This is a genomic window from Bacteroidales bacterium, assembly GCA_023229505.1.
Lineage (GTDB): Bacteria > Bacteroidota > Bacteroidia > Bacteroidales > JAGOPY01 > JAGOPY01.
In genome coordinates this window covers 24,038-36,163 of the sequence record JALNZD010000020.1, presented here as the reverse complement: position 1 = coordinate 36,163, position 12,126 = coordinate 24,038, and the positions used below count along the sequence as shown (strand labels likewise).

The following is a 12,126-nucleotide window of genomic DNA, read 5'->3' as shown; positions in this document are numbered from 1 at the left end:
CAGCAAAGCAAATTCAATCCATTGTATAATCAGTGGATAAAAATAGAAATAAATTAGCTCTTCACAAAAAGCTCATTTTTTTTAATGAAGATGTTGGAAAAGTATGCGGAAGGATGCCTGAAAAATCCCAAGCCCCAAGCACCAAATTCTAAACAAATAATTAAATTCAAAAACTAAAATTCAAAATAGTTTGATTTTTGAGATTTGAGTATTTGAATTTGTTTGGAATTTGGAATTTTCTACCAGCTTCCTCCCGCTCCGCCGCCTCCGAAAGAGCCGCCGCCAAAACCTCCGAAACCGCCACCGCCGCCTCCAAAGCTGCCACCGCCAAAGCTACCGCCACCTGAACGGAAATCCCCCCAGGAGCCTCCGCCACCGCGGCTGCCCATCATGGAAGCCAGCCATAAAGCGGTCCAGATAGAGGTTCCTTTACTGCCGGTCGTATAATGGTTGCCGGAATTACTGCGCATGAAAATGATAATAATAATGATAATAATGATCGGAACTAAAAGCCTGAACGGGCTTCCTTCTGTTTTCTTTTTATATTGGTCGGCAGTGAATTCGCCTTTGGAAAGGGAAATAAGCGTATTGGTTGCCCGGTCAATACCGGTGAAATAATCACCGGCTTTAAAATATGGCATCATATCATTCTCCACAACACGTTTTGCAGTGGCATCGGGGATTACCCCCTCCAGGCCGTAAGCGACGGATATACTCGCTTCCCCTTTCTCATTCTGGTATTTTGGTTTTACGAGAACTATGATCCCATTGTTCTTACCTTTCTGGCCCACGCCCCACTTCTCGCCAACACGGTCTGCATATTCTTCCTTTGTAATCCCGTTCAATGACTTGACCAGGATAACAACGATCTGCGTCGAAGAACTATCGTTGAATCTTTCCAGCTTTAATTCCAGGCGACGGAACTGGTTTTCATTCAGTATGCCGGCGTAATCATTGACCAGCCTTGGAGGAGATAATGGTTCAGGAATATCCTGACCCCGCCCCGGCAAAGTGACCAGGAGCAGAGATGCAAGAATAATGTTCCGAATTAATTTCATCTGTAAGTAATCTTTATTTCCCAAAACTAATGTTGTCCGATAATTCATTCACATCATCTGTCTGGTAAGGAAAATGCTCTTTAAGTTTAGTTCCGACCATGGATATTCCTTCAATAAACCCTTCCGTAAATCTTTCTTCGCGGAAATAGTTCAGCAATAAATTTTTAAGATCATCCCAAAAATCTTCCGAAACAACGGCATTGATTCCTTTATCGCCCACTACAGCGAATCTCCTGTTTTTTGCAGCCAGGTAAAAAAGTACCCCGTTCCGCTTTTCAGTTTTTTGCATGCCCATTTTATCAAAAATAAAAGCCGCACGGTCAAGTACATCACCTTTGCAGCTTGTTTCGATATGGACCCTTATTTCACCGGAAGTATCCAATTCGGCATTAAGAACAGCCTGCCGGATATCTTCCCGTTGTTCTTTGGTAAAAAAAACTTTCGCAGTTTTGATCATAATATTCAACGATATAAGAGGATTCGGCCCATCAGAACTTTACTTCAGGCGCTTTTTCAGCACCTTCAACAGCTTTGAAATAGGGCTTCTGCTCAAAACCGTATATGCTGGCAAAAATCCTGGCCGGGAATCTCCTGATATAAACATTATAAGTTCTCGTAGTTTCGTTAAACTTCATCCGTTCATTGGCGATCCTGTTCTCCGTACCTTCCAGTTGGGCCTGGAGTTCAAGGAAATTCTGATTGGCTTTCAGGTCAGGATATCTTTCTACTACAACCATCAATTTCGATAAGGCTGAACTCAGACCATCCTGAGCCTGTTGAAACTGCGCCATTGTCTGCTCATTCAGGTTATCCGCTGAAATATTTACAGAGGTTGCTTTCGCACGGGCCTCTATAACGGCAGTTAGCGTTGACTTCTCGAAATCGGCATATCCTTTCACAGTATTTACCAGGTTAGGGATCAGGTCAGCCCGCCGTTGATAAACATTCTCAACCTGTGACCAGGATGAGGTGACAGCTTCGTCATATTGCACCATCTTGTTGTAAGTGGAAATCGAAGTAAGAAAACCGATCAGCACGATCAGGCCAAGGAATACAAATACACCGATAAGAACTAATAAAGATTTTTTCATGATTTTCTGGAATTAATTAATGGTTGTGCTAAATTACAATTATTCCTTAAGTGACTGTATATTTCTAAATTAAGTTATTTTATCATCTCAATGCTCCGCTTAATAAAAGTGGTCATTTTCTCACCTTTTAGCAGGTTTTGAGAGATCAATGCCAGGTCATAGAGCTGACGGACCAACTTATCCTGATTATCTTCATCCTGTTGGTCCAGGATGGTCTGCATCAAAGGATGATTGACATTCACGACAAGGTTGAAGAATTCCGGCATTGTGCCCAATCCCATGTATCCACCGCCAAGGGCCGACATATCTTTCATTCTTCTCATAAATTCCGGTTGAACAACCAGGAACGGGACTTCCGTTTCACTCTGGTTTTCAAATACAACCGAAAATTTCTCCTTTTCGATACTTTTTTCGATAATCCCTTTCAGCCGGTCTTTCTGCGCATCATCCAGCTTTGATAAACTGGTTTCATCCTTTTTGATCAGCTTGTCGATGGTATCTGAATCCACCCTCCGGAACATGATGTCCGTCAACTTGTGTTCGAGCGTGTTGATAAAATGATTATCCAGGATGCCATCCATCACAATTACATCGTAGCCCCTTTCAGTAGCTGCCTGGATAAAACCATGCTGCTCCTCTTTGTTGCTGGCATATAGATAGATCAACTTGTTTTCTTTATCTTTCTGACCAGGTTCGACATGGGTTTTGTATTCTTCGAGAGTGAAATATTTGCCTTCAACATTTTTAAACAGGGCGAATTTTTCGGCTTTATCATAAAATTTCTCTTCACTGATCATGCCGTATTCAATAAATACTTTGATATCATCCCATTTGGATTCGAAGCCCTGCCGGTCTTTTTTGAAAAGTTCTTCCAGCTTTTCCGAGACCTTTTTCATGATATAACCGGAGATCTTTTTTACGTTCGAATCGCTTTGCAAATAGGACCGGGAAACATTTAACGGGATGTCCGGCGAATCGATCACGCCGTGCAACAAAGTCAGGAATTCTGGAACGATACCTTCAACTGAATCGGTCACAAAAACCTGGTTGCTGTAAAGCTGGATCTTGTCTTTCTGAATTTCAACATTCCTTTTGACCCTGGGAAAATATAGAATACCCGTCAGGTGGAATGGATAATCGACATTCAGGTGGATCTGGAAGAGCGGCTCTTCATAATTTAATGGATAGAGCTCACGGTAAAATTTTTTATAATCTTCATCAGTACATTCCGCAGGTTTCTTTTTCCATAAGGGGTCGGGATTATTGATTATTCGTGGTTTTTCAACCATGACTTCTTTGTCGTTACCCTTCTCGTCTTTTTCCCCTTCAATTTTCTCCCAGGTTTTCTCCTTTCCAAATTCGATGGGAACAGGAAGGAAACGGGAATATTTTTTCAGAATTTCAAGGATTTTAGCTTCTTCAAGGAAATCTTTATTTTCCTTGTCGATATAAACCACTACTTCGGTGCCTCTTTCTTTCCGGTCAATCTCTGTGAGGGTATAGTCAGGGCTGCTGTCACATTCCCATTTTACCGCTTTGGTCTGACCGCCTTTTTTATATGTCTTTGTGAAGATCTCAACCTTATCGGAGACCATGAATGAAGAATAAAAACCCAGGCCGAAATGACCGATGATGGCGTTCCGCTCAGCTTCGCTTTTGGTTTTGAATTTTTTAACAAATTCTTCGGCGCTGGAAAAAGCGATCTGGTTGATATATTTATCCACTTCTTCAGCTGTCATTCCAATACCGCGGTCTTTAACGGTAATGGTGCCGGCTTTCTTATCAAGTTCGACACGAATGGTCAAATCACCGAGCTCATCTTTGAACGTCCCGACCGAGGCCAGGGTTTTTAGCTTCTGGGTGGCATCCACCGCGTTAGACACCAATTCACGCAGGAATATTTCATGATCTGAATAAAGGAATTTTTTAATGATAGGGAAAATGTTTTCCGTCTGAACGTTTATCTTACCGGTTTGCATAATATGAGATTTTTTAGGCGGTTAATGGATCAAAGTATATACCGTAAAAATAAGCTGACATTTTGACTGTACAATCATGCATATTCGTGCTATTTATACTGAATTTAGATAGAAATTTGATCTTTTCTTTCCGGAAAATTATCTATTTTAGCCACGTTAAAAGCCAGACTGATTTTACAATAAAATAAGTTGAATATGGAAAATATTGACTGGGGGAACTTGCCTTTCGGTTATTTCAGGACCGATTATAACATCCGGTGTTATTACAGGGATGGGAAATGGGGGGAAATTGAGATTTCTTCTTCCGAATATGTGAACATTCACATTGCAGCGACCTGCCTGCATTATGGCCAGGAAGCCTTTGAAGGGATGAAGGCTTTTCGGGGGAAAGACGAAAAGATCCGGGTTTTCCGGTGGGAGGAGAATGCAAAACGTTTCCGCAGGTCAGCCGATGGGATCATGATGGCAGAAGTCCCGGATGAATTGTTTGAGAAAGCGATCATGACTGCCCTGAAGATGAATGTGAAATATTTACCGCCGTATGGAACCGGCGCTGCGTTATATTTCAGGCCATTGCTGATCGGGACAGGCCCCCAGGTAGGTGTGAAGCCCGCTACCGAATATTTGTTCATAGTTTTTGTCGGACCGGTCGGGCCGTATTTCAAGGAAGGTTTCAAGCCTGTGTGTGTCCAGTTGCTGCATGATTTTGACCGTGCAGCACCTCTTGGTACAGGTCATATTAAAGTGGGTGGAAATTATGCTGCCAGCCTTTTTCCTGCTGCAAGAGCTAAAGAAGAGGGCTGCTCAACAGTGCTTTTCCTGGATGCAAAAGAAAAGAAATATATTGATGAAGCCGGACCTGCAAATTTTTTCGGTATTAAAGGGAACACTTATGTTACACCGGCATCACATACCATCCTCCCTTCTATCACCAATAATAGTCTCCAGGTTTTAGCTAAAGAGATAGGAATGAACGTAGAAGTCAGACGTGTCCCGGTTGAAGAGCTTGCTGAATTCGATGAGGTGGGCGCATGCGGAACGGCAGCTATCATTTCTCCTATAAAGAAGATCCATGACAGGAAAACCGGAAAGGAACATCAATACTGTAAAGACGGAAATGCCGGCCCGATATCAACCAGGCTTTATAACAAACTCAGGGCTATCCAATACGGTGAAGAACCTGATATCTATGGGTGGTGCACGGTTGTTGAGTGAAGATTTTAAATTTACAATTTACAGTTTAAGATCTTAGATATTAGATTGTAAATTGTAAATTGTAAATTGTAAATTGTAAATCCTATATTATATCATAAGTCTTTCCATTTCTGCCTGCAGCTTCGCTGCTTCTTCCCTTGCCTTATCTGCAAAATTTTCCCCATTTGAAGCGAAAATGATGCTGCGGGAAGCATTTACGAGCAAACCGATTTCTTTAGTCATGCCATAACGGGCAACTTCCTGCAGGCTGCCACCCTGGGCACCAACGCCGGGAACAAGCAGGAAATGATCAGGAACGATTTTGCGGATAATTGCCAGTTGCTGTGCCTGGGTGGCACCCACAACGTACATCATATTGTCAGGTGTTCCCCATTGGCTTGATGTACGCAGGACATGCTCAAAAAGATGGGATTCTCCGGATTTTAAATATTGAAAATCGGATGCCCCCTGGTTTGAAGTGAGTGCCAGCAAAACTACCCATTTGTCAGGATAAGAGAGAAACGGCTGCACCGAATCGGAACCCATGTAGGGGGCTACAGTAAGAGCATCCACATCTAGTATCTCGAAAAAGGCCTTAGCGTATTGCTTTGAAGTGTTCCCGATATCGCCCCGTTTGGCGTCTGCAATCAGGAAAACGCGGTCTTTTTTCAAATGGAGGTATGAAATGGTCTTCTCAAGGCTGATCCAGCCTTTCAATCCTGAACTTTCATAAAAGGCCAGGTTCGGTTTGTAAGCCACAGCATAGTCGATCGTTGCATCGATGATCTGCCGGTTAAACTCAAAAACCGGATCTTCTTCCTTTAAAAGATGAGGAGGGATTTTGCTGATCTCACTGTCAAGCCCGACACAAAGGAAGGACTTTTTCTTTTTAATGATTACGATAAGTTCCTGCCTGGTCATAATATGAAATTTGAAATTTGAAATTTGAAACTTGGACTGCCAACTGCCAACTGTCAACTGTCAACTTTCTTAAATCTCCGCCTTAAGCCTCTCGGCATTCTCCGCCAATTGCAACTGGTCGATCAGTTCCTGGATATTGCCATTGGTGATCTCCTGCAAATTGTACAATGTGAACCCGATACGGTGGTCGGTAACCCTTCCCTGGGGATAGTTGTAGGTCCTGATCTTCGCTGACCGGTCGCCGGTGGAAACCATCGTTTTCCGTCTTGAAGAAATCTCATCGAGGAATTTCTTGTATTCCCGCTCATAGATCCTTGTCCGCAGTACAATCAATGCTTTTTCATAATTCTTGATCTGAGATTTCTGGTCCTGGCAGCTGACGACAATGTTGGTTGGAATGTGAGTAAGACGTATGGCGGAATAGGTCGTATTTACCGATTGTCCGCCAGGTCCGGAGGAACAGAAAGTATCTTTCCTGATATCACTTTCCTTGACATCCACATCAAACTCATCGGCTTCAGGAAGGATGACGACCGAAGCGGCTGAAGTATGGACACGTCCCTGCGTTTCGGTCTTGGGAACCCTTTGGACACGGTGCACACCTGATTCATATTTCATCTGACCATAAACACCTTCGCCAATCACATCGAAGATAACCTCTTTATAGCCGCCGACTGTCCCTTCTGTAGCGCTGACCGGTTCGACTTTCCAGCCTTTGGTTTCACAGAATTTCAGGTACATGCGGTAAAGATCACCGGCAAAAATACTTGCCTCATCACCACCGGTGCCGGCGCGGATTTCAATAACTGCATTCTTCCTGTCCTGCGGATCTTCCGGGATCAGCATCAGGCGGATGTTTTCCTCCATCTGGTCGCGCTGGCCTGTAAGCTCGATAAGCTCTTCCTTTGCATACGCACGAAGTTCCTCATCTTTCTCCTTTTCAAGGATCTCTTTCGCCGCATCAAGGGAAGTCATTACATTCCTGTAATTCTTATAAGCAGCGACAATCGGTTGCAGCTCTTTATGATCCTTACTGAGCTGGATGTATCTTTTCATGTCGCTCATCGAATCAGGATCATTTATCTGCTTTTCAAGTTCCAGGTATTTTTTGTGGATTTCCTCCAGTTTTCCCAGCATATCTCTTTATTAGTCTAGCATGCAAAGGTAAGAAGAAAAATGATTGGGTGATTGGGTGATTGGAAGATTGGGTGATTTGTCACGATTAGGCTATTTGGGGATTTGGTGAATTGAATCCCAAAGGGATGACATATAGTAGCCCGGCACGTCAGTGCCGGGTAAAGATGTCGGATCAAAATCTAAAGTCCCATAGGGACGACAGAAGGATCAGGCGAACGAGCGATCAGTCGATCATGCGAGATGCGAAAGGATTGGATGATTTGTCAATTTGCCGATCGGACGATTTTATTTCGAAAATTACATCGACAATATCGAATGCCGAATCGTGTAATTATCTGACGAGCATCACCGTCCCAAGCCGTACCTGCTCCGAATGATCCCCGATAGACGGATAAATACTATAGGTTATCTTGTAGGTATACATTCCGCCGGGCAAAGGCTTTCCGTGCATCGTTCCATCCCAGCCGCGCATAATATCATTCGACTCAAAAATCTGTCCGCCCCATCGGTCGAAGATGAGCATGTGGAATTTTTGGATATAATCGCTGGTCGCGATGGCCATGAAGGTGTCGTTCAGCCCGTCACCATCGGGAGAGAAGGCGTTAGGGATGAAGATATTGTTTGATGGGATTTCATCGGAGGTTAATTTGATATAGATGGAGTCCTTTCCGATGCATCCTGCCAGGGATTCCATCTCAACCACGTACATTCCTTTTGCCTGGATCACAATGCTTTGCGTGGTATCTCCAGGACTCCATCTGTACGATGCCATCCCTCCCCCGGCGTCCAGCAAACCGCCAATGTGCAATTCCATCGTGTCGGTTCCATGAAAAGCAGCTACCGGATTGTCGCTGACAATCAACTCGATGCTTTTCTGATCGGTGCAGCCGACAATGTCAGTAGCCAGCAGGGTGTAAAAGCCTGCATCTGAATAGGTTACATTGAATATGAACGGATCGGTGCCGGAGGTGTCACCCGATGGATAAGTCCAGCGGTAACTTATCGGGGGCTGATTGCCGGAGGCAATGCTCATAATACTCACCATCTGTCCTTCGCAGACTGTTTTAGAGGTTGAAAGGAGAATTTCAGGCGGTTCATAGATGGTCACTTCGCCAGTCTGGAACTCTGCCGGGATGGGCATGCCGCCGGCATTGGTGAAATAGCTTTCTGTCGAGCCGGTGTACCAGGCCAGTTCGCCCTGGCCGGGATTTTTCGTCGTAAAGACCAGGTCGGCTACTTTTTCAGATGCCATAAAAGTGACCGATACCGTAGATCTCCACGTCAGGTTGATCTCTCCGGCGGCCTGGTCAACCCAGCCGGTGAGACTGTCGGCAAGCTGTGGATGGACATTGGTAAAGCCTTCGCATTGCAGGTTATCTGCGTTGTAGCTGAGTTTGAGGCGGAAGTTTGCTACGGAATTGAAGTTATCGACATTCACCGGCACCATTGCCGTATTGCCAAGGCAATGACCTCCTTCACTCGTAACAGCATGCAGATAAGTCAGGATAACATTCTGAATTTCAACAGTAAAAGCAGTATCACACCCATTCTCATCCTTAACTTGTAAATTGTAAATCCCAGACTGTAAATTGTAAAAATTTCCGTCGTTTAATTGCCATGTGTATCCGCTATCGATGGAATAATAAATAACTGGTGTGGATCCATTTGCAATGATTTCTATTGCCCCGTTTCCCAGGAAATCCGACTCATTTGTGACAATAATCTGGTTTACCTGCGGCCCGGGGATATCTTCCAAAACAACAGGATTATCCAAATAAAATCCGAAACATCCATACTCATCCGTAACCCGTATCACGTAACTCGCACCAACCAGCCCGGTGAACACACTATCGGACTGATAAGTCACGCCGTCATCTATTGAGTATTCCAGCGCTGAACCGGATGGCGAAAATGCGGAAATGATAAGCTGTCCGTCGTTGTTGAAACAATGAGGCCTTATGGTTTGTACTTCCGTGACCTGCAAATTGCCTGCATCCTCGATGGTATAAACCGGAGTTTGTGTTTTGCAGCCGTTGCCATCGGTAATCGTTAGTAAATATTGTCCTGCAGGTAGATTAGAAATGTCGGGATCTGTACCGTAAACATTGCCTGACAAGTCTTCCCAGAGAAATGTGAATGGCGGGGATCCCATAACCTGGAGGCCGGTAATCGAACCGCTTGAGCCGCTACAAGCGGTGGGTGTAATTTCCAGAGCAGATTCGTCCATTGTTATGGCAGGATAAAAGCTAATGTGGATATCGTCACTTCCCATACAACCGGTTTCAGCAAAAGTTGCATGAACCCAATAGGTTCCGGAATCTGATACAGTAATTGTCGGGCTTCCGAACTGGCCGGTGGACCAGGAATAGAGATCTGCCTCGCAATTCGCGTTAAGTGTAACGATATTACCCTCACATATCGTCAGGTCAGGCCCTAAATCAGGTTGAGGCACCGGGTAAATCTCAATTTCTCTCGACGTATGTTCATATCTGCCTGTAGGATACCATATATCAACTTCCACTTCATGGATTCCTGCGTTTTGAAATGTATATGTTGGGGAGAGTTCATGAGATATGCTTCCCGGGCCAAATTCACCGAAATTCCATTGTATGCTGTCGGGTGTTGGTACGAAATGCGGAATAAAATGAACTGCTGTTCCCAGGCAATAATCATCTGCCTCCCATTCGAAACGGTATAAATAATCAAGTAGTAAGTTTGGTAAATTCCATTCACAATCTCGTCCCAATAAATAAATTCCATTTGGATCGAAATCGCAATTCTGGCCATTTTCCCACGGTTTGTTAATTACACCAATATAATATTTATTATTAGGAATACCGGGATTTGGAACAGATGTATAGATTTTCCCATCATTAGAAAGCTGAATATTTGTACCGCTGAGATTAGAAATCTCGATTGCAGAATTAACGAAAGCAGCCGAATCACCAATATATTGCATTTCATATTGATATAAATAACCTAACATGTTTCTTGAATCGCCTCCCTCAAAAGTAAGATACAAATATTTTGAATCCGGTGAAAATTCACAACAATAGGCAGGATCGTACCACCCTCCGACATTTTTCTTATTTACCATATATAGATAACCTATTTCACCTGTTTCATCATTAAAAGTACAGACCTCAAATGATTGTAAATAATGCTTTTGAACTTCATCATCTCCTTCACGATGACCAGTTATTAGATACTTTTTGTTTGAAGAAATTTTAATATTGCCATTATCACTATTTGTAAATTCCCTGAAAATCCCTGTCGGACTGTAAACAGGATTCGTGTGCACTCCTTGTTCATCGACAAGAAAACTTGCATATCTGTCATCATTATAAAGTCTTGTGACAACCCAATAGGAATCACCCGATCGGCTTTTCGTGACAAATTGATGGTCATGTGCCCAGAATGCCGCTTCCAGTTTGATATTTTTAACATCAGTCACTGCTCCAAGTCCCCCATCCAAAGACATATCTATAATTGAATAATATAATCCTTCCGGGCTATTCCAACCTGAAATAGTAAATAAATAATACTGATCTCCAAAACCAGGCCGGGGAAAACTAATTGCAGTTTGATCCCAACAACAACAACCTGGCAGAAGGTTATCGCCATTGTCCATAATTTCCTGATTCCTGTTCCATACTTTGTCGCCTTCGGAATAGAACAATAAATTACCAAGTGAATCACTCATAATCGTTCCATTACTAAAGCCAGCTCCATTTACCATAGGTAACCATGGTACCGGTTGGCCCGTGCTAAATTTCAAACCGGCCCATTGTCCAAAGATCCAGTTATCAGCCTGATGCTGGGAACATAAACTTTGAACCATTATTAATTTCAAGGTAATAATAAGAGTATATTTTAGAGGACTCAACATATATCATTGTATTTCAATACGCTATATCAGGCAAACAGCCTGATATAGCGCTAAGTTATAAACTATTCATCCCACAAAACGGGCACTATTTGTCCACTTTCTAATTGAGAACAAGTAAAGGTTAGGCCTTGGTTTTTACCATGACAGCATAATGGACCTCCGTCACAACCGGCCCAAACGGCGGCATAGACTATGATGTCCCAATTTGATGTGCATTGAGGCATGGTAAATGAAAAATCGTAGTGATCAGTATTACTTACAACAACGCACGAATCGTCTACAATCACATAATCGTCAAATACCCTTACCACTGTTATACAGGGACCGTATTGCATCCCAAGGCAACATGCTTCACATAATTGCGGATTCCAGGTAACTCTTACATGGCCAGTTGTGGTTTGACTTAATAATGATGAAGAGCCCAGAAGAATAATAAACAATATGGAAGCTAATTTTTTCATAAGAATCAGATTTTAAAGGTAAGACAAAAATTTTTGGATGTTGAATTATTTTGGTTTAAATCATTTCATTATGGGGTTAAATTAGCCCTTACATGCAGGAGGCGAGTGGCAGACTGGAATAACTGACATTAGGTAATCGAAAATGGAAATTCGAAATTGGGGAAGGGAAAATGAATGCTTGAGAGTAGAAGAAGGAGAATAAATCCTTGAATTATGATTCGGGATCCAGGTACTGAGATTCAGAAAATGATATAAGGTATTGAAGAGCTTATGGAAATGCGTAAGTAGACATGAAATTTGACAATATTTAATTTTCCTGGCCATTAAGTGGGGGGAGCTAAAGTTAATCATAAATAACTTAAAATGTACCATGTGTTTAAGAAATATTTTTGATCA

General features: G+C 42.9%; 9 protein-coding genes. 1 reads left to right on the top strand and 8 read right to left on the bottom strand.

Annotated elements, in window-relative coordinates:
* Positions 1-239 precede the first annotated feature (239 nt).
* The 4 genes from M0Q51_08810 to htpG form a co-directional block, all read right to left on the bottom strand.
* The gene (locus M0Q51_08810; GenBank protein ID MCK9400075.1) at positions 240-1,058 is read right to left on the bottom strand and encodes a TPM domain-containing protein; all 819 of its coding nucleotides are present in this window, start codon (positions 1,056-1,058) and stop codon (positions 240-242) included.
* A gap of 13 nt (positions 1,059-1,071) precedes the next feature.
* Positions 1,072-1,515 (bottom strand): TPM domain-containing protein, encoded by a 444-nt coding sequence (locus tag M0Q51_08805; GenBank protein MCK9400074.1) that lies wholly within the window; start codon positions 1,513-1,515, stop codon positions 1,072-1,074.
* Positions 1,516-1,546: 31 nt separating this feature from the next.
* Positions 1,547-2,149, bottom strand: a complete 603-nt coding sequence (locus M0Q51_08800; protein MCK9400073.1) for a LemA family protein — start codon at positions 2,147-2,149, stop codon at positions 1,547-1,549.
* A gap of 74 nt (positions 2,150-2,223) precedes the next feature.
* The gene (gene htpG, locus M0Q51_08795; GenBank protein MCK9400072.1) at positions 2,224-4,128 is read right to left on the bottom strand and encodes a molecular chaperone HtpG; all 1,905 of its coding nucleotides are present in this window, start codon (positions 4,126-4,128) and stop codon (positions 2,224-2,226) included.
* A 195-nt stretch (positions 4,129-4,323) separates the two neighbouring features.
* Between htpG and M0Q51_08790 the strand changes: the two genes are divergently transcribed.
* Positions 4,324-5,343 (top strand): branched-chain amino acid aminotransferase, encoded by a 1,020-nt coding sequence (locus tag M0Q51_08790; protein MCK9400071.1) that lies wholly within the window; start codon positions 4,324-4,326, stop codon positions 5,341-5,343.
* An 87-nt stretch (positions 5,344-5,430) separates the two neighbouring features.
* Here M0Q51_08790 and pyrF read toward each other — a convergent pair whose 3' ends face one another.
* The 4 genes from pyrF to M0Q51_08770 all read right to left on the bottom strand — a co-directional run bounded on the left by pyrF (position 5,431) and on the right by M0Q51_08770 (position 11,730).
* The gene (gene pyrF / locus M0Q51_08785; protein ID MCK9400070.1) at positions 5,431-6,243 is read right to left on the bottom strand and encodes an orotidine-5'-phosphate decarboxylase; all 813 of its coding nucleotides are present in this window, start codon (positions 6,241-6,243) and stop codon (positions 5,431-5,433) included.
* Between the two features lie 69 nt (positions 6,244-6,312).
* Positions 6,313-7,380 carry a peptide chain release factor 1 gene (gene prfA / locus M0Q51_08780; GenBank protein MCK9400069.1) on the bottom strand — a complete coding sequence of 356 codons (1,068 nt, stop codon included), beginning with the start codon at positions 7,378-7,380 and terminating at the stop codon, positions 6,313-6,315.
* A 331-nt stretch (positions 7,381-7,711) separates the two neighbouring features.
* Positions 7,712-11,083 (bottom strand): gliding motility-associated C-terminal domain-containing protein, encoded by a 3,372-nt coding sequence (locus tag M0Q51_08775; protein MCK9400068.1) that lies wholly within the window; start codon positions 11,081-11,083, stop codon positions 7,712-7,714.
* A gap of 248 nt (positions 11,084-11,331) precedes the next feature.
* The gene (locus M0Q51_08770) at positions 11,332-11,730 is read right to left on the bottom strand and encodes a hypothetical protein (GenBank protein ID MCK9400067.1); all 399 of its coding nucleotides are present in this window, start codon (positions 11,728-11,730) and stop codon (positions 11,332-11,334) included.
* Between the last annotated feature and the right edge of the window lie 396 nt (positions 11,731-12,126).

Bases quoted from the DNA above. Each gene is read 5' to 3' on its own strand.
- pyrF (MCK9400070.1), bottom strand. From the start codon at position 6,243: ATGACCAGGCAGGAACTTATCGTAATCATTAAAAAGAAAAAGTCCTTC.
- M0Q51_08800 (MCK9400073.1), bottom strand. From the start codon at position 2,149: ATGAAAAAATCTTTATTAGTTCTTATCGGTGTATTTGTATTCCTTGGC.
- htpG (MCK9400072.1), bottom strand. From the start codon at position 4,128: ATGCAAACCGGTAAGATAAACGTTCAGACGGAAAACATTTTCCCTATC.
- M0Q51_08810 (MCK9400075.1), bottom strand. From the start codon at position 1,058: ATGAAATTAATTCGGAACATTATTCTTGCATCTCTGCTCCTGGTCACT.
- prfA (MCK9400069.1), bottom strand. From the start codon at position 7,380: ATGCTGGGAAAACTGGAGGAAATCCACAAAAAATACCTGGAACTTGAA.
- M0Q51_08790 (MCK9400071.1), top strand. From the start codon at position 4,324: ATGGAAAATATTGACTGGGGGAACTTGCCTTTCGGTTATTTCAGGACC.
- M0Q51_08770 (MCK9400067.1), bottom strand. From the start codon at position 11,730: ATGAAAAAATTAGCTTCCATATTGTTTATTATTCTTCTGGGCTCTTCA.
- M0Q51_08775 (MCK9400068.1), bottom strand. From the start codon at position 11,083: ATGAGTGATTCACTTGGTAATTTATTGTTCTATTCCGAAGGCGACAAA.
- M0Q51_08805 (MCK9400074.1), bottom strand. From the start codon at position 1,515: ATGATCAAAACTGCGAAAGTTTTTTTTACCAAAGAACAACGGGAAGAT.